This is a genomic window from Bradyrhizobium sp. Leo78 (genome assembly GCF_059512425.1).
In genome coordinates this window covers 18,612-34,562 of sequence record NZ_JCAMOT010000017.1, presented here as the reverse complement: position 1 = coordinate 34,562, position 15,951 = coordinate 18,612, and the positions used below count along the sequence as shown (strand labels likewise).

The 15,951-nt window shown below is 63.3% G+C and carries 17 protein-coding genes and 1 tRNA gene; 5 read left to right on the top strand and 13 right to left on the bottom strand.

The annotated features are described in order from the left end of the window. Positions 1–100: 100 nt before the first annotated feature. From AC5ZG1_RS21525 to AC5ZG1_RS21505, 5 genes are all read right to left on the bottom strand, one after another. Positions 101–1,057 (bottom strand): FecR family protein, encoded by a 957-nt coding sequence (locus AC5ZG1_RS21525; protein ID WP_496134023.1) that lies wholly within the window; start codon positions 1,055–1,057, stop codon positions 101–103. 7 nt (positions 1,058–1,064) lie between these two features. After that, positions 1,065–1,586, bottom strand: coding sequence for an RNA polymerase sigma factor (locus AC5ZG1_RS21520; RefSeq protein ID WP_496134022.1), 522 nt, complete (start codon positions 1,584–1,586; stop codon positions 1,065–1,067). 17 nt (positions 1,587–1,603) lie between these two features. Beyond that, a complete protein-coding gene (locus tag AC5ZG1_RS21515; protein ID WP_496134021.1) occupies positions 1,604–2,230 on the bottom strand; it encodes a secretin and TonB N-terminal domain-containing protein in 627 nt (208 codons plus the stop codon). A 924-nt stretch (positions 2,231–3,154) separates the two neighbouring features. Then, positions 3,155–3,239 (bottom strand) — tRNA-Leu (locus AC5ZG1_RS21510). 100 nt (positions 3,240–3,339) lie between these two features. Continuing rightward, positions 3,340–3,582, bottom strand: a complete 243-nt coding sequence (locus tag AC5ZG1_RS21505; RefSeq protein WP_028164002.1) for a FliM/FliN family flagellar motor switch protein — start codon at positions 3,580–3,582, stop codon at positions 3,340–3,342. A 60-nt stretch (positions 3,583–3,642) separates the two neighbouring features. On the opposite strand from AC5ZG1_RS21505, the gene lipB reads away from it, so the two are divergent. Next, positions 3,643–4,395 carry a lipoyl(octanoyl) transferase LipB gene (gene lipB, locus AC5ZG1_RS21500; protein ID WP_496134020.1) on the top strand — a complete coding sequence of 251 codons (753 nt, stop codon included), beginning with the start codon at positions 3,643–3,645 and terminating at the stop codon, positions 4,393–4,395. A 6-nt stretch (positions 4,396–4,401) separates the two neighbouring features. Here lipB and AC5ZG1_RS21495 read toward each other — a convergent pair whose 3' ends face one another. The 4 genes from AC5ZG1_RS21495 to AC5ZG1_RS21480 form a co-directional block, all read right to left on the bottom strand. After that, positions 4,402–4,701 carry an acylphosphatase gene (locus tag AC5ZG1_RS21495; RefSeq protein ID WP_130226943.1) on the bottom strand — a complete coding sequence of 100 codons (300 nt, stop codon included), beginning with the start codon at positions 4,699–4,701 and terminating at the stop codon, positions 4,402–4,404. Then, positions 4,698–5,564, bottom strand: coding sequence for an isocitrate lyase/PEP mutase family protein (locus AC5ZG1_RS21490; RefSeq protein WP_456644213.1), 867 nt, complete (start codon positions 5,562–5,564; stop codon positions 4,698–4,700). Before AC5ZG1_RS21490 ends, AC5ZG1_RS21495 begins: the two co-directional genes overlap by 4 nt. Positions 5,565–5,634: 70 nt before the next feature. Then, positions 5,635–7,650 (bottom strand): acetyl-CoA carboxylase biotin carboxylase subunit, encoded by a 2,016-nt coding sequence (locus AC5ZG1_RS21485; protein ID WP_496134019.1) that lies wholly within the window; start codon positions 7,648–7,650, stop codon positions 5,635–5,637. A gap of 146 nt (positions 7,651–7,796) precedes the next feature. Then, the gene (locus tag AC5ZG1_RS21480; protein ID WP_028164007.1) at positions 7,797–8,006 is read right to left on the bottom strand and encodes a hypothetical protein; all 210 of its coding nucleotides are present in this window, start codon (positions 8,004–8,006) and stop codon (positions 7,797–7,799) included. Positions 8,007–8,303: 297 nt separating this feature from the next. Here AC5ZG1_RS21480 and AC5ZG1_RS21475 point away from each other — a divergent pair, with 297 nt between their 5' ends. From AC5ZG1_RS21475 to AC5ZG1_RS21465, 3 genes are all read left to right on the top strand, one after another. Next, entirely contained in the window at positions 8,304–9,065 is a 762-nt protein-coding gene (locus AC5ZG1_RS21475; protein ID WP_496134018.1) for a thermonuclease family protein, read from the top strand. A 70-nt stretch (positions 9,066–9,135) separates the two neighbouring features. Further along, on the top strand, positions 9,136–11,586 hold the full coding sequence (locus AC5ZG1_RS21470) for a PAS domain-containing hybrid sensor histidine kinase/response regulator (protein WP_496134017.1): 2,451 nt from the start codon (positions 9,136–9,138) through the stop codon (positions 11,584–11,586). Positions 11,587–11,675: 89 nt separating this feature from the next. After that, positions 11,676–12,146, top strand: a complete 471-nt coding sequence (locus tag AC5ZG1_RS21465) for a DUF6496 domain-containing protein (protein ID WP_496134016.1) — start codon at positions 11,676–11,678, stop codon at positions 12,144–12,146. A 15-nt stretch (positions 12,147–12,161) separates the two neighbouring features. Here the strand turns inward: AC5ZG1_RS21465 and AC5ZG1_RS21460 are convergent, their stop codons facing one another. From AC5ZG1_RS21460 to AC5ZG1_RS21450, 3 genes are all read right to left on the bottom strand, one after another. Next, positions 12,162–12,617: a PPC domain-containing DNA-binding protein gene (locus AC5ZG1_RS21460; protein ID WP_496134015.1), complete on the bottom strand. Its 456-nt coding sequence runs from the start codon at positions 12,615–12,617 to the stop codon at positions 12,162–12,164. Positions 12,618–12,633: 16 nt separating this feature from the next. After that, positions 12,634–13,194: a type 1 glutamine amidotransferase domain-containing protein gene (locus AC5ZG1_RS21455; protein WP_028164012.1), complete on the bottom strand. Its 561-nt coding sequence runs from the start codon at positions 13,192–13,194 to the stop codon at positions 12,634–12,636. A 109-nt stretch (positions 13,195–13,303) separates the two neighbouring features. Beyond that, positions 13,304–14,380 (bottom strand): flavodoxin family protein, encoded by a 1,077-nt coding sequence (locus AC5ZG1_RS21450; RefSeq protein WP_496134014.1) that lies wholly within the window; start codon positions 14,378–14,380, stop codon positions 13,304–13,306. Between the two features lie 97 nt (positions 14,381–14,477). On the opposite strand from AC5ZG1_RS21450, the gene AC5ZG1_RS21445 reads away from it, so the two are divergent. Further along, positions 14,478–15,383, top strand: coding sequence for a DUF6328 family protein (locus tag AC5ZG1_RS21445; RefSeq protein ID WP_496134013.1), 906 nt, complete (start codon positions 14,478–14,480; stop codon positions 15,381–15,383). Between the two features lie 10 nt (positions 15,384–15,393). Here the strand turns inward: AC5ZG1_RS21445 and AC5ZG1_RS21440 are convergent, their stop codons facing one another. Continuing rightward, positions 15,394–15,933 (bottom strand): DUF4142 domain-containing protein, encoded by a 540-nt coding sequence (locus tag AC5ZG1_RS21440; RefSeq protein WP_496134012.1) that lies wholly within the window; start codon positions 15,931–15,933, stop codon positions 15,394–15,396. Between the last annotated feature and the right edge of the window lie 18 nt (positions 15,934–15,951).

Below are 15,951 nucleotides of genomic sequence, written 5' to 3'. Positions count from 1 at the left end.
CACCCGGTAAGACCGGCCGAGCAGCGCGTTACTGAACCGCGCCGGAGAAAAAAATTCGAAGGAGAGGGAATGTTCTCGTCGCACACGCATTCGGCGTATTCTATGACACCACGACGACACCGCCGGGCAGTTGTGTAATGCGCGCGCCATAAACGTCCTGGATAAGCGCAATGAGATCGTCGATACGGTCGAGCGTAAGCCGAACTTCCACGCGACGCCGACCAAGCGCTTCGTTCATGAGCATGATGTGCCCTGGCCGATAGCGGTTGACCTCGCCGATCACTTCTGAAAGTGGGGTTTGACGAAACACCAACTGGCCTTCGCGCCAAGCCAGGACGGCTCCAACATCGGCCGCGACAACGGGCTCCAAAGCGCCTTGGGCATAGGCGACCTGCCGGCCTTCATACAGCGTGACGGAGTTTCCGGAGTAGTCGATCGCCACCGAGCCGCGTTCGCAGGTCACGGTCGCCCGCACACCTTCGCAGCGTACATTGAAATGCGCGTCGACAGCGCGGATGCGGCCGCCTGCTGCCGTGATCGTCAGCGGCGCATCGAGCGACTTGCTTGTGACGATGGCCACTTCACCCGACACCAGTTCCAGCGGCCCTTCACCGGCCGCGTGTGGCATGTTGAGGCTCGTACGCGTGTTGAGATCGATCGAGGCGCCCGATTGCAGCGCAATCCGACGTCGCTCGCCTATTGCGGTCCGCAGGTCCGCCCGCAACTCGGAGGCCGACGGCCAAAGATCAAGCGGCGGCTTCACAACAAGGTAGCCGAGTGCCGCAGCCGCCGCAGATGCCCCCGCGGCAGCCAACATCGTGCGTCGGTTGAAGACCGCGCGCCGGGGACGTCGCGATGCCGATGCGATGTTGTCCCAGAGCAGGTTCGCTTCCGCGAAGGCTTCAGCGTGCAGTTCGCTGCGCTCGCACCAGCGTTTCAACGCCGCGGCATCGGCCACGGTGGCGCGTCCGGAGGTCAGGAGCACCAGCCATTGCTGTGCTTCTTGTTTAATGGTCGGCCGCATGTCGGGCGGTGTGATCGGATCGTCTTCGCGCATGGCACTTCTAAGACCCTTTTCGGGGACCAGAACTGAACCTGCGATTCAGCTTTCTTTCAAGCCGATTGGAGCAATGCCGCAGCGCATTCAAGAGCTCCTTCTCGACCATCCGGGGAGAAATGCCAAACCGCTCTGCGATCTCCTCGTGCTTCACATTATCCAGCCGCGCGAGAAGCAGAATGGCTTTGCGGCGCGGCGTCAGCTCTTCCAGTGCAGCCCGGAGCATCGCAAGCTCCGCTCGCGCCTCAGCTATGCGCTCTGGATCAAGCGCGCCATCCATCGTGTGACGAATCGCTTCGATCTCAGAAGCGGTGAGTTTCCGATTGTCCTTCTCCCTTTGATCCGCGGCGACATTGAGAGCCATCCGGAACAGATAGGCCTCGGGCTGCTGCACCAAGCCGATATCGTCTATGCGCGCTATTCGCAGCCAGGTTTCATGCAGCACCTCGGTCGCCAACGCGTCCGAGCCAAGCCTCCAGCGAAGACGTTCGCGAAACCGTTGATAGCTTGCTTCGAAAACCTTCATCATTCGTGCTCGCGCGCCGGTCATGGTCGTGCCCCCGCGGAGCGAGAGCAACCACCATTCGACGACGCGGCGCGCAGGATTATCGTGATCGGTTGCGACAAATCCCGTGGCGGGGGCACGACGGTGTCACTCGTAATTCGCGTCGTGATCGCCGCGTCGAGGCTTTCATTGCCGGTCGAACCAAGGAGATGCAGGGCCCGTATCCGCCCGCTCTCTTCGATCCACACTTGAAATGCAGCGCGGTAAGTGCCAAGCCGCGTGTCGTCATTACGGCACAACGCGCGCTCGACGGAATTCTGAAGCTCGGCAAAATAGGCACTCTCGTTAGAGCGATGCGTCGATTGCGATCCCGGGGTGCCGACTGTTGGATTCGGCGGCGGCGGGCCCACGGTGAAAGCGTTGGCACCGACGTAGCGGATCGCAAGGCCCGTTCCGGCAAGGAGCACCTGCAGGGCGTCGGTCGGAGAAAAACGACCTTTGACGGGCGGCGAGTGCAACCCATTCGCCAACTCGCCGTCGATCAGCGCCGTCATGCCTGTCCGATTGGCGAATTCAACCAAGGCGCTGCCGAGCGGCTGCGCGGCCAGATCAAAGTTGATGTGCCGCTCGCGCGCCATCGCCCCGCCGATCGGGGACAGCGCGAGCATCAGCGCCAATCCTTGACTGAGCGGCCGGCAGGTACATGCCCTGCGGACGCGCGCGGTTGCGAGCGCATCTCGCATCAAACGCCCTGCCCCCTTACAAACGCAGCGATCTGCGGCACGGTAGCTAGGTCGGCACCATTACATTTTTATGACGGCACGAGCGTCCCCGCACAGCCATCGTTCCGCCGGATCGCCCCTGACCGCCCTGATGCGGCAAGACCGGGCACCGCAACCTGCTGAATCGCGGCGCAGGCCAGCGAAGCTGCCGGCCTTGCCGGTCGAAATGGCGAGCAGCGCGCAGCAGGGGCCGCAGATCGATCGCGTCCCTTTCCGCGACGGTAGGTACGCTCGGTATCGGAACAAATTCCGAGACCCGCACGTCTAGGAAGTGTGTGGGACTAAGCTATTCTTACAGATCTCGATGGTAGCGGGGACGACTCGAACCCAGGACGCAAACATTCTGGCCTCTAGTCTATACTGGCGGCAAAGGCCAGCATCGACGTCCGGCGGTGCGCGCGCTGAAGAACAGGGGCGCACAATATGCCCAACCGCACCCTGCCCGATTGTCCTTGATCGAACGCTGCTCGGGGCTCGTGGCGATTACAAATGCGAGAAGAGCCGGCCGATTTCCACGCTGAGCTACGCGCAGCTCTCTCGCAACGAAACAGTGCTTTTGTCTCGCCGGATCTTCTTCAAATAGAGATACGAGAACCACGGGAGCAAACGCCGGACTCTCTTCGAGAGACACTGGGTACAAGGCTTGGACAACAGGCTGCAACGCGAGTGTCTCCGGAGGTGACCAACTCATAAGGAGCCACACGAAAGCGCGTGAGACGCTGAACACTCGCTGGTACTAACATTCGCTGCGAGTAACAATGCGGGAACAAGGAACGGAAAAAACGCCTTTTATATCAATGGTTAGACCATTGGTGCGCTCGGAGGGACTCGAACCCCCACGATTTTACTCACTGCCACCTCAAGGCAGCGCGTCTACCAATTCCGCCACGAGCGCTTGGGATGCCGGAGGGAACCTAAAGGGCGCGCCGCCGGATCGACGGCGCGGGATGTAACAAATCGGAAGGTGGGGGACAAGCCGATAAGTGGCCTATCAACTACCTAACATCCGGGGATTTCGGCAGCATTTGCTTGACCTCGACCGCGATCCGGTTGCGGTCGACCAGCACCACGCCGCTGGCGATCGGCAGGTTGTTGGCGAGGATCTTCACCTCGTCGGCCTCGGTGGCATCCAGTTCTATGATGGCACCGCGGGAAAGCCGCATGACCTGGTGGATGGGCATGGTAGTGGTGCCGAGCACCACCATGAGATCGACACTGACTTTATCGAGGGTAGGCACTTTTGAACCGCCAAACCGGGATTAGATTGTGGTTCCACCTGACCACGTGATGGTTAGCCAATGGTTAATGTCCGCCAAGACCTTGATTTGACGATTTTCGCGCACCCAGACGGCGGCGAAGCCGTGGAATGGCGGATTTCGGATACCCCGGTGCCCTACCCTGACGCTGTCGCCGCGATGGAATCACGCGTCGTCGATATCGCCGCCGGGAAAGCGCCCGAACTGGTCTGGCTCCTGGAGCATCCCCCGCTCTACACGTCCGGCACCAGCGGCAAGGCCGGCGACCTCCTGGAGGCGCGCTTCCCGATATTCCAGACCGGGCGCGGCGGTCAGATCACTTATCACGGCCCGGGCCAGCGAGTGGCCTATGTGATGCTGGACCTGAAGCGGCGCCGGCCGGATGTGCGCGCCTATGTCGCCTCGCTGGAGGAATGGATCATCCGCACCCTTGCCGCCTTCAATGTCCGCGGCGAGCGCCGCGAGGACCGCGTCGGCGTTTGGGTCAAGCGGCCGGACAAGGGAGCGGGATTCGAGGACAAGATCGCCGCGATCGGGGTCCGGCTGAAGCGCTGGGTGTCCTTTCACGGCATCGCGATCAACATCGAGCCGAATCTGGCGCACTTCTCCGCGATCGTGCCCTGCGGCGTGGTTGACCCACGCTACGGCGTCACGTCACTGGTCGATCTCGGCCTGCCGGTGACGCTCACCGATGTCGACGTGGCGCTCCGGCAGGCCTTTGCCGAGGTGTTCGGCGAAACCGAAGCGCGACTGCTGGAGACGATTCAGCACGGGGCCGCGCACGGCCTCACATGATCGCACCTACACCGTCGCCAGCACCGAGAAAGCCTCCCCTGCCTCCCGTAGGTTGAGCAGATCGGGGCGGCCGGCCTCGTCTTGCACGGCATCGACGCGTGCTGCGGTGGGCCCGCGCCGGCACTCGGCGATCATTCCCGACACGACCGCCTCGGGCCCGGCGAACACCGCTTCGACGCTGCCGTCCCGGCGGTTGCGCACCCAGCCATCGAGCCGCCGCAGGTGCGCCTGGTGTTCGACCCAGGCGCGGTAGCCGACGCCCTGGACGCGACCGCGGATCATGACATGACGGATCGTGTCGCTCACTTCTTCAGTCCGAGAAATTCGCTGCCGCGCGCTTTCGTCTCAGCCTCGCGCATCGCACGGCCGGTCAGTTCCGGGGATGGCAGCCCTTTCAGGCTTTTCGGCGACGCGCCCTCGCGCAGCGCCTTCAGCGTCTCATAGACCGCCTGCGTCGCCGCTGCGAACGGCGCATGGCCTTGCAGCGCAATCCGCACGCGCAGGCCCGCGAGATAATCCGGCGCAGCCATCTCCTCCGGCGCACCGCCGAGCACGATCGGCAGTGTCGTTGCCGCGGAGATCGCTTCCAGCTCCGCCTTGACCTTGATGCCGGTGAAGAACAACGCATCGACACCGGTGGCCTCATAGGCCTTAGCTCGCGCGATTGCATCGTCAAGGCCGGTGATCGACACCGCGCCGGTGCGGCCAATGATGACGAGCGATGGATCGCCGCGGCCGTCGAGCGCCGCCTTCATCTTGCCGATGCCTTCATCGAGCGGAATCAGTTGCGTCTTGGCCTCGCCAAACGCCTGCGGCAGCAAGGTGTCCTCGATGGTGAGGCCGGCGGCGCCGGCGGCCTCAAGCTCCTGCACCGTGCGGCGGACGTTCAGTGCATTGCCATAGCCGTGGTCGGCATCGACAAGCACAGGGAGAGCGGAGGCCCGTGACATCCGCCGCATCTGCTCGGCAAGCTCGGTCAACGTGATCAGTGCGATGTCGGGATCGCCGAGCACCGCGAGTGAGGCGACGGAGCCGCCGAACATGCCGACCTCGAAGCCGAGATCCTCGGCAATCCGGATCGACGTCGCATCGTAGACCGAACCTGGCCGAACGCAGCCGGTGCCCGCAAGGATCGAACGCAGTGCTTCGCGTCGCGCACGGAAGGTCATGGGAGCTCTCTCTATGTCAGCTTGGGCACGACCCTTTCGCGGAACCGGTATCCACGTTCCGGATCATGCTCTAGGCGAATTCGAGGATCAGCGCGTCGACCGCCAGCGTTGCGCCGGGAGCGGCGTGGACCTTCTTCACCGTACCGTCGCGTTCGGCGCGCAGCACGTTCTGCATCTTCATGGCCTCGACGACCGCAAGCGTCTCGCCGGCCTTGACCTCCTGCCCCTCGCTGACTGCGATCGACACCACGAGTCCCGGCATAGGGCACAACAGCTTCTTGCCGGTATCGGCGGCCGACACCACCGGCATCAGACGCGCCGACGTCGCTTCGGCTTCGGTGAAGACATAGATCGGAACCTCAAAGCCCTGATGCGCGAGGCGGAAGCCGTTGTTGATCGGGCGCACCTGCATCGCCACGAACTGGCCATCGATCGTGCCCTGCCACACCGGCTCGCCCGGCACCCAGCTCGAGACCAGATTGTGCGGATTGCCCGGCAGCCCATCGCTGCCGATGAAGCGGACCGCGATGCCGTCGGCCTCGCGCGCGACGTCGAGCGCGATCTCATCACGCTCGAGCCACACCGCGCGGCGCCGCTCCCGCTGCACCAGGCGGCCATTCATCTGGCCCGAGATCTGCCTCTTGCGCTCGCCGAGCACGTGGTCGATCGCCGCGGCCACCGCCGCCAGCCGTCGCGCAATCTCGCCTTCCGGTGGCCGCGCCGAGAATCCCTTCGGATATTCCTCCGCGATGAAGCCGGTCGAGAGCTTTCCCTCGCGCCAGCGCGGATGGTTCATCAGCGCCGACAGGAACGGAATGTTGTGGCGGATGCCATCGACATAGAACGCGTCCAGCGCGGTCGACTGCGCCTCGATCGCCGCCGCCCGCGACGGCGCGTGCGTGATCAGCTTGGCGATCATCGGATCGTAATGGATCGAGATCTCGCCGCCTTCCTGCACGCCGGTGTCATTGCGGACGGTGACGCCATCCTGGCTCTTCTCGGCCGGCGGACGATATTTCACCAGGCGCCCGATCGACGGCAGGAAGTTGCGGAACGGGTCTTCGGCATAGACGCGCGATTCCACCGCCCATCCCGTCAGCGTCACGTCCTTCTGCGTAAGGCTGAGCTGTTCGCCGGCGGCGACACGGATCATCTGCTCGACCAGATCAATGCCGGTGACGAGCTCGGTGACGGGATGCTCGACCTGCAGGCGCGTGTTCATCTCCAGGAAGTAGAAGCTCTTGTCCTGGCCGGCGACGAACTCGACCGTGCCGGCCGAGTCGTAGCTCACCGCCTTCGCCAGCGCGACCGCCTGCTCGCCCATCTTGCGGCGCGTGGTCTCGTCGAGCAGCGGGGACGGCGCCTCCTCGATGACCTTCTGGTTGCGGCGCTGGATCGAGCACTCGCGTTCGCCGAGATAGATCACATTGCCGTGCTTGTCGCCGAGCACCTGGATCTCGATGTGGCGGGGATCGACGATGAATTTTTCGAGGAAGACGCGGTCGTCACCGAAAGAGGATTTCGCTTCGGCCTTGGCGAGATTGAAGCCCTCCTCGACCTCGGCCTTCGAATGCGCGATGCGCATGCCCTTGCCGCCGCCGCCGGCGGAAGCCTTGATCATCACGGGATAGCCGATCTCGTCGGCGATCCTCACCGCATGCTTGCCGTCCTCGATGACGCCGAGATGGCCGGGCACGGTGGAGACCTTTGCCTTCGCGGCCGCCTTCTTGGACTCGATCTTGTCGCCCATCGCGGCGATGGCACCAGGATTGGGGCCGATAAAGACGATGCCGGCCTCCTTCAGCGCGCGCGGAAACGCCTCGCGTTCGGACAGGAAGCCGTAGCCGGGATGGACGGCCTCGGCGCCGGTCTTGCGGCAGGCCTCGACGATCTTCTCGATCAACAGATAGCTCTCCGCCGCCGCCGGCGGGCCGATCAGCACAGCCTCATCGGCCATCTCGACATGCAGCGCATCGCGGTCAGCCTCGGAGTAGACCGCGACCGTCTCAATCCCCATACGGCGCGCAGTCTTGATGATCCGGCAGGCGATCTCGCCGCGATTGGCGATCAGGATTCGTTTGAACATGTGCTTCTTGCTTGAGCGTTTGGGCAGGATCTTCGCCCGCAATGTGGTACGGGCGGTGGGCGTCTCAATTAACGTGGTACAGGAAAACTCAGGAGAGGCAACGGTCTATATGGAGGCGGCCGGCTTGCAACCGGCGCCCGAAGCCATCAACCCGAATAGGTATTAAATCTACCACGGACATGGGCGCGAGAGACGGCCTTCATCAGCTCGCTGACCTCGTTTTCCAGATAGTCATTGGCCACGATCAGCGCGCGGACGGTGGCCCGCATATCCCCGCCGCAGGCCGCGATCGCCTCATCCACGGCAGCTTCTAAGCCGTCGATATCCTCGCTGCTGGCACTGGGAAGAGAGGACATCTGGCGGTTTCCGGGATGTGGGGCGAGCACTTATGTTCTCTTTTTGTTCTCAACAAGTCAACCATGGATCGGTTACCGTCGACCAGTTCCGGCGGCTTTTTCCCAACGCGGAATAGCTTCGCGGGAGCTTCGTGCTAGAGCATGATCCGGTGGAAACCGGTTTTCCCTCGCGACAAACGCGAAGCGTTTGCGCGGAGATCATGCTCAAACAAGAAAGATGAGATCATGATCCGATTCCGTCCAATCGGCTCATGATCTAGAACCTTTGCCCCGCACGCCACCCCATCGATGCAGACCATGCCATTACGCACATTGATCGCAGGGCTGATCCTGATAGCCCTTCCGGCGAGCCAAGGCTTCGCCGCCAACGCTACCGTCAGGGACGGCAGCACGCTGCAGCTCGGCAACGTGATCTATCGGCTCGATGGCATCGACGTGCCTCCGATCGACCAATTGTGCATCGACGAGCATGCCGAGAGCTGGACCTGCGGCATCGAGGCCCGCGACCAGTTGGCGAAGCTAATCGGCGATCGTCAGGTCCGCTGCGACGATCTCGGTCCCGACCCGGCCTACAAGAAACGACATCTCGGCGTGTGCAAGATCGAAGGCGACCCGACCAGCCTTAGCGAGGTGATGGTCCAGCGGGGCTTTGCCCTGAACGTCGAGGCTTCCGCCACCGGCCGCTTCAAGCCTGACGAGGCGCGCGCCAGGGAAGACCGCCAGGGCATGTGGAAAGGCTGCTTTGTTGCCCCGCAGGAGTTCCGCCGCGGCAAGCAGGACGGCGCGCTGCTGGGCGCATCTTGTCCCGCCGACCGCGATCGCGCGATCCGCGACGTGCTCTTCCCTGAAGATCTTCCCATGCCGGCAAGCTGCAACATCAAGGGTAAGTTCGCCGTGCGCGCCCGCGTCACCGGCGATATCGGCATCTACCACTTGCAGGCGTGCCGCAGTTACCCTGGATTAACCAGGCCAGACCGCTGGTTCTGCTCTGAAGATGACGCACAGGCGGCGGGGTTCCGCAGGGCCTATAACTGCAGGCCCGGCACCAAGGCCAAATGATGCTGGCAAGCCCTCTTTCGTTGTGTGAGACTACGGAAAGAGGTCGCCCGCCCCGATGCCGCCAGACCCTATGAACGTCCTTCCCGAGACGGTCGCCGCTGAACGGCTGCGCCAGCATCTGGAAGAAATTGCCCGCGAACGTGACCGCGCGCATCGCGAATTGCAGGAGCGCGAGGCGGAGCTTGCCCGGATCCAGCGTATCGGCCGCGTCGGCGGTGTCGAGGTCGATTTCCGCGAGGGCTTCCGCAACCGCCGCTCGCCGGAATACCTGATCATCCATGGACTGGGGTCGGATGCGGTGAACGAAACCCACGAGGATTGGGTCGACCGCATCCACCCCGACGATCGTGACCGCGCGATCGGGCATTTCTTCGATGCCCTGGCCGGGACGAGCGGAGACTATATGGCGGAATACCGGATCCTCCGTCCGAGCGACGGTGAGGTCAGGTGGATCGCGGTGATCGGGGAAATCGAGCGCGACCGCGACGGCCGCGCACTCCGTCTGGTCGGCGCCCATATCGACATCACCGAACGCATGCTCGCCCAGGAAAAGCTGCGCGAAAGCGAGGAGCGCTTCCGCCTCATCGCCGACAGCGCGCCGGTTCCGATCTGGGTGACCAAACTCGACCGCACCCGCTCCTTCGCCAACCGGGCCTATATCGATTTCCTCGGCCTTCCCTTCGAAGAAGCCATCAAGTTCGACTGGCGCAAGCGGCTGCACCCTGACGACATGTCGCGCATCGTGCAGGAATCGATCGCGGGCGAAGCTTCGCTCAAGCCTTTCGTGCTGGAGGCGCGCTATCTGCGCGCCGACGGCGAATGGCGCTGGCTCAGGTCGGAGTCGCAACCGCGCTGGGATCCGACCGGCAACCACATCGGCTTCATCGGGGTCGCCCACGACATCACCGCGGCCAAGCAGGCCGAGATCGAACTGCGCCGGCTGAACGAAACGCTCGAACTGCGTATCTCCGAGCGCACCGCGCAGCTCGAAGCCAGCGAAGCGCAAATGCGCGCGATCTTCGAGACCAGCCACCAGTATCAGGTGCTGCTCAATCAGCACGGCGACGTGCTCCATGCCAACCGGACGGCACTGGCCGGCATCCGCGCCGAGGCCCGTGATGCCATCGGCAAGCCGTTCTGGGAAACGCCATGGTTCGTCGCGACCGACGACTTGCCCAAGCTGGTTCGCAACGCCTTCATGGCGGTCATGAAGGGCGACGACGTCAAGTCCGAGATGATGCTGCGGCTTCCGGTCGGCGAGCGCTATTTCGATTTCGCGATGCGGCCGCTTCGCGACCAGCACGGCACTGTGATTGGCGCCGTGGCCGAAGCCGTCGACATCACCGAACGCCGCCAGGGCGAAGAGGTGCTACGGCAATCGCAGAAGATGGAAGCCGTCGGCCAGCTCACCGGCGGCGTGGCCCACGACTTCAACAATCTGCTGACCATAATCCGCTCCGCGACCGACTTCATGCGTCGCCGCGACCTGCCCGAAGAGCGCCGTCATCGCTACATCGACGCGATCTCCGAGACGGTGGAGCGCGCCTCCAAGCTGACCGCGCAGCTATTGGCGTTCGCCCGCCGCCAGCCGCTGAAGCCGCAGGTCTTCAATGTCGGCGCGCAGGTCGAGGGCGTGACCCAGCTTATCCGGCCGCTGGTCGGTGCGCGCATCCAGATCGACGTCGAGATCGACGACCCCGATTGCTTTGCGATCGCCGACATCGCCCAATTCGAGACCGCACTGATCAATCTCGCGGTGAACGGCCGCGACGCCATGGACGGCGAAGGCCGCCTCTCCATTGCGGTGCGGAAGGTGCGGGGCATCCCTGCCCTGCGCGCCCAGCCGGCGCGCCGCGGCGACTTTGTCGCGATCACCATGGCCGATAGCGGCAGCGGCATCGCGCCCGATCATCTGCAATCGATCTTCGAACCGTTCTTCACCACCAAGGAAGTCGGCAAGGGAACCGGGCTTGGCCTGAGCCAGGCATTTGGCTTTGCCAAGCAATCCGACGGCGACATCGATGTCGTCAGTACGCTCGGACGAGGCGCGGCCTTCACGATTTATCTGCCGCAGGCAGCACGACCGGCCGATGCGGCGTCCGCTGCAGCCATCGCCAGCGAGCCGGCAACCACGGGCCGCGGCTACCGCGTCCTGGTCGTGGAGGACAATGACGAGGTCGGGCAGTTCTCCACCGAGCTGCTCGAAGATCTCGGATACTCGGTCAAACGCGTGGCGAATGCCAATGCAGCTCTTGCCCTGTTGTCCGAAGACGAGTTTTCCGCCGACCTCGTATTCTCCGACGTCATCATGCCCGGCATGAACGGCGTGGAGCTCGCCAGCGTGATCCGCGACCGCTATCCCGGGCTGCCGGTCGTCCTGACCAGCGGATACAGCAACGTGCTCGCCGAAAATGCGCATCGCGGATTCGAGCTGATCCAGAAACCCTATTCGGTCGAGTCGCTGTCGCGCATCCTACGGAAAGCGATCGTCGATCGGGGGTCGATCAGTTCGACCGTCTGAGCCTTAACGTCTGCGGCCTTAACCTCTGCCCTCCGTTGGAACGACATCCGCCGTCGGCGGTTCTTGCCGATAAACGGAGGATTAAGACGATGGCACCCTCATCGCGTCAACGACGCGTCACCGGCAGGGTGATGCACGAATTCAAGCATGGCGAACTGAAGAGCGGCCGTGGCGGCCGCGCCGGCAAGGTCAAGAATCGTCGGCAGGCGATCGCCATTGCACTGCAGGAAGCGGGCGCCTCCAAATACCAGAGCGAGCGCAGCAACCGTCGTGACCTGCGCCGCACCGAACAAAAGGAAGCGAAGGGCCGTACCGCCCAGCAGGAGCGCGAAGGCAAGTCGCATGTCGGGGCTTCCGGCAAGCGGGAAAGCAGCCGCGCGATGGGCGGCCGCAATGCCCGCAAGCTCACCGCCCGCGGACGCAAAGCGGCACGCTCCCGCGCCCGCAAGCGCGACGGACATACGCGGCGAGAGCTTTACGCGAGGGCGCAGCGACGCGGAATCGAAGGCCGCTCGAAAATGACGAAGCGGCAGTTGGAGAACGCGCTCGGCGTGCGCTAAGCGCGTCTCCTTTTTCTATTGGCACTGTTGGGCCGCGATATCGATGAGGGCGATGCCGAGGTCCGCCCTCTTCTTCCGCCGAAGCTTTGCCGGCGCTTCCGTCAGCACAACCTCGAGCGTCGGCCGCACCACGCCCGCGAGCAGGTGGCCGCCGCGCGTGGAGCCATCCGACAGCCCGAGCACGATGTGAACGTGCAGACTGGCCTTGCCGTCATCGCCGATCGCGACGTCGCCGATCGCGCTCAGCACCTCGCATTGCTCGTTGACCTCGATCTTCCGATAGGATTTCGAGCCGAAATCGAACCAGCCGACGGTCGCCTTCTCGAACGCGCCGATCGCGGTCAGCGTCGCCGCCGAGATCCTGGCCTCGTTGGCGAACTTCGTCAGCGCCGCGAATGCTTCCTCGCCCGTGTCGAGGATGACGACATGGACCTGCGCGCCCGGCTCGTCGGAGATCAATTTGCTTTGCATCGGCTGGCTCGCTTCATCAGGCTGCGCTGCGCTGGGTGTGGCGGCCTTCCTTCACCTCCTCGATGATCTTGGCACTGAAGGCTTCGAGATCGCCGGGATTGCGGGACGTGATCACGCCCTGGTCGGTTACCACCTGGGAGTCTTCCCACTTGGCACCAGCATTCATCACGTCGGTCTTGATCGACTTGTACGAAGTCATCCGCCGCCCCTTGGCAATGCCGGTTTCGATCAGAAGCCACGGCGCGTGGCAGACCGCCGCGACGACCTTCTTGGCGTCGAATATCTCCTTGATGAATTTCAGCGCCTTCGGCTCGGCCCGCAGCAGGTCCGGATTGATCTGTCCGCCCGGCAGCACGATCGCGTCGTAGTCGGACGCGGAGACCTGGTCGAGCGTCTTGTCGACCTTCACCGGCCGGCCCCAATCCTTGATGTCCCAGCCCTTGATCTCGCCTGCGGCCAGCGAAATCACGTCGACGGTTGCGCCGGCCTTCTTGAGCCGGTCGCGCGGCACTTCCAGTTCCGACTGTTCGAAGCCGTGGGTTGCGAGGATTGCGATCTTCTTGCCTTTCAAGTCCATGGGAAACTCCGTCGCAGTGGATGGGAGATGCCGACCAATCGGCAATGCCGAACATCGTTCCTGCGCAACGGCGAATTGATCCCCGCTTCGCCCGGAACCGAGGCTGACGCTATTTCGGATTCGGCTGGACGAGCCCCGCTGCCGGATCCTGCAACTTGCCCTCACGCGCAAGCTTCACCGCGTTGCCGAGCGCTCGCGCGACATTCAAGGTCTGTTCCTGGAACGCTTTGTCCTCATCGAGTGCCTGATGTGAGGTCGCGTAAGGCTCCATGTAGCCGATATAGCCGTCGAGCTCACCCGTTCGGCCGACCGGGATCAGCCCCATATCCGTCAGCCAATCCGATAGCGAACGTCGCATCGTTTCCGCGCCAACGGAATCTCCGTGCACGACGAGACCAAAGTTGCGGCCGGCGAGATGCCGCGGATAAGGCCAGCCCTTCAACTCGAGCGCCTTGGCTTCATCCGCGTGTTTGCCGTGGGTGGAGGTCGGGTCGGGATTGCAGCCATCGGCACAAACCATCCGATCGATCATGGCTTTCAGCCCCGTCGGCGCATGATACCAATTCACCGGCGATACGATGAGGATGCCGTGCGCCGCCACCCATAGCGGATAGATATCATTCATCCAGTCGTCGGTCTGGCCGAGCGCGTAATTCGGATAGCAACTGCAGGGCCAGTGACAGAGCGCAGGCGATGTCGAGACGCAGGACTTGCAGGGATGGATTTGCTTGCCGAACTCGGACGCCAGTCGCGAGAGATCGAGGATGTCGACGGCAAGCCCCATCTCGACGAACGCAGGCTCGGCGAGCTTGACCAATCGCCAGCTCTTGGACATTTCACCGGGACAAGTATGCTCGCTGCGTGAGGAGCCGTTGATGATCAGGATGCGCGGTCTCTCCGCCGCATCGTCGTGACGCCGCTGCGCCGCCAGGATCGCCTCGCGCGCCGCGAGCCAGTCCACCGCCAGTTCGTATTCCGGATCGGCGAAGCCCGGCCCCGCTTTGCGCGTCAGCGGCGACTTGCGCGAATGACTGTAGGCATCCCACGCCGCGTCGATGATGGCATCGATCTCCCGCTGCAGCGGCCTGAAGGCGGGATCGACGAAACGGCTGCGGTAGCGTTCCGCAAACTCCTCGCGCGGCAATTTGACTGATGGCATCCCCTTGCGGACGTCTGGCGCCGTCATGTCGCACCCCGCCGTAGATGAACGTTAGATGACATGTCGCGTTAACAACACGACATCGGCGACGGTTCCCGCGCGGCGAGAAAGGAGTGCGGCCAGGATGTCCGAGAAGCTGGACCGCATGGTCAAGACGGCGCTTGACGAAACTCGTCTGCTTGTCCTCGGCATCCAGGTCCTGCTCGGATTTCAATTCCAGGCCTTCTTCCAGACCGGCTTTCCATCGCTCTCCTCCGCGTCGAAAATGCTCTGCGCCGTTGGGCTTGCGCTGCTGACGCTTTCGCTGGGGCTCCTGATCATCCCCTCGATGGAACACCGGATGGTCGAGCGAGATTCATCGTCGAAGCGCCTCGTCCGCGCGACGTCTTTGTACGCGACCGCCGGCCTGGTTCCCTTCTCCTTGAGCCTTGGCGTTGCCGCCTATGTCGTGATCGAACGACATTTCGGCTGGTTCGCGGGTACCTCCAGCGGACTCGCGCTGATACTCGCATCAAGCTTTGCGTGGTTCGGATTGGAGCTGTTTCACCGGGAGAGAACACCAATGCCCGATTCAGGAGGAACAACCCCGCTCGCGACAAAAGTCGAGCAACTGCTGACCGAAGCGCGGGTCATCATCCCCGGCGCACAGGCCCTGTTCGGCTTTCAATTCATCGCCATGCTTACCGCTGGATTTGATGAGATGCCGCAGACGGCAAAGATCGTGCATGCCGTCGCGCTCGGCCTCGTCGCCGTGAACGTCATCCTCCTGATGACGCCAGCCGCCCTGCACCGGCTCTCCTATGGCGGCGCAGATTCTCCGAGATTTCTGCGCACAGCCTCCGCGCTGGTGACAGCGGCGCCGCTGTTTCTGGCCGCGGGCATAGCCGCAGAGAGCTACGTCGTTCTCGGCAGGATCACCAACCGCGAACTCGCCGCCACTTGCGCGACGGCGAGTTTTCTCGTCCTGATCGGATTCTGGTACGCTCTGCCGCTGATCGTGCGATGGACGCGCCACCAGCGCAAGGCGTGACGCCGCGGCGTCACTTGCGATTCTTGTCCAGCGCCTGCGCCATCTCGAGATGGTGCCGCAGCGTCGGCAGCGTCTTGCCGGCCCAATCCTTCAGCTTCGGATTGTCGCCGCTCTTGGCGTAGCGTTCGAACAGCGACACCGCATCCTTGTGCGCGCTCACCTGCATCGGGTTATATTGGCTTGCAAAGTTCTCCGGTTTGGTGTCGCGCAGCTTGTCGAGCTTGCTTTGCGAAGATGAATCCAAGCCCGATGGAATCTGCACGCCCTCGCTGCTCGTGACCAGGCCCTTCAGCTCGCTGCTGGTCTTGGTGTGGTCGGCGATCATTTGGGACGCGAACTTCTTCTCCTCCGCATTGCCCTTCTGCTCGGCGACCTTGCCCGCCTCGATCTCCAGCATGTCGCTGATCGCGGCTTCCTTGACGAAATCCGCCGTTGAGGGAGCGACGCCCAGTACCGAATTGACGCCGGTCTTCTCGCCGACCGATTGCGCGGCTGCCGAGGTGGAAATAAGGGCGACGGCAACCGCCGTCACCACGATCGATCTCTTCATGGTGCTTGCCTCTCCTCG

Excerpts from the sequence above, each read along its gene's own strand:
- AC5ZG1_RS21525 (WP_496134023.1), bottom strand. The coding sequence starts at position 1,057 with ATGCGCGAAGACGATCCGATCACACCGCCCGACATGCGGCCGACCATT.
- AC5ZG1_RS21520 (WP_496134022.1), bottom strand. The coding sequence starts at position 1,586 with ATGATGAAGGTTTTCGAAGCAAGCTATCAACGGTTTCGCGAACGTCTT.
- AC5ZG1_RS21515 (WP_496134021.1), bottom strand. The coding sequence starts at position 2,230 with ATGCTCGCGCTGTCCCCGATCGGCGGGGCGATGGCGCGCGAGCGGCAC.
- lipB (WP_496134020.1), top strand. The coding sequence starts at position 3,643 with ATGGTTAATGTCCGCCAAGACCTTGATTTGACGATTTTCGCGCACCCA.
- AC5ZG1_RS21490 (WP_456644213.1), bottom strand. The coding sequence starts at position 5,564 with ATGACCTTCCGTGCGCGACGCGAAGCACTGCGTTCGATCCTTGCGGGC.
- AC5ZG1_RS21485 (WP_496134019.1), bottom strand. The coding sequence starts at position 7,650 with ATGTTCAAACGAATCCTGATCGCCAATCGCGGCGAGATCGCCTGCCGG.
- AC5ZG1_RS21480 (WP_028164007.1), bottom strand. The coding sequence starts at position 8,006 with ATGTCCTCTCTTCCCAGTGCCAGCAGCGAGGATATCGACGGCTTAGAA.
- AC5ZG1_RS21475 (WP_496134018.1), top strand. The coding sequence starts at position 8,304 with ATGCCATTACGCACATTGATCGCAGGGCTGATCCTGATAGCCCTTCCG.
- AC5ZG1_RS21470 (WP_496134017.1), top strand. The coding sequence starts at position 9,136 with ATGAACGTCCTTCCCGAGACGGTCGCCGCTGAACGGCTGCGCCAGCAT.
- AC5ZG1_RS21465 (WP_496134016.1), top strand. The coding sequence starts at position 11,676 with ATGGCACCCTCATCGCGTCAACGACGCGTCACCGGCAGGGTGATGCAC.
- AC5ZG1_RS21460 (WP_496134015.1), bottom strand. The coding sequence starts at position 12,617 with ATGCAAAGCAAATTGATCTCCGACGAGCCGGGCGCGCAGGTCCATGTC.
- AC5ZG1_RS21455 (WP_028164012.1), bottom strand. The coding sequence starts at position 13,194 with ATGGACTTGAAAGGCAAGAAGATCGCAATCCTCGCAACCCACGGCTTC.
- AC5ZG1_RS21450 (WP_496134014.1), bottom strand. The coding sequence starts at position 14,380 with ATGACGGCGCCAGACGTCCGCAAGGGGATGCCATCAGTCAAATTGCCG.
- AC5ZG1_RS21445 (WP_496134013.1), top strand. The coding sequence starts at position 14,478 with ATGTCCGAGAAGCTGGACCGCATGGTCAAGACGGCGCTTGACGAAACT.
- AC5ZG1_RS21440 (WP_496134012.1), bottom strand. The coding sequence starts at position 15,933 with ATGAAGAGATCGATCGTGGTGACGGCGGTTGCCGTCGCCCTTATTTCC.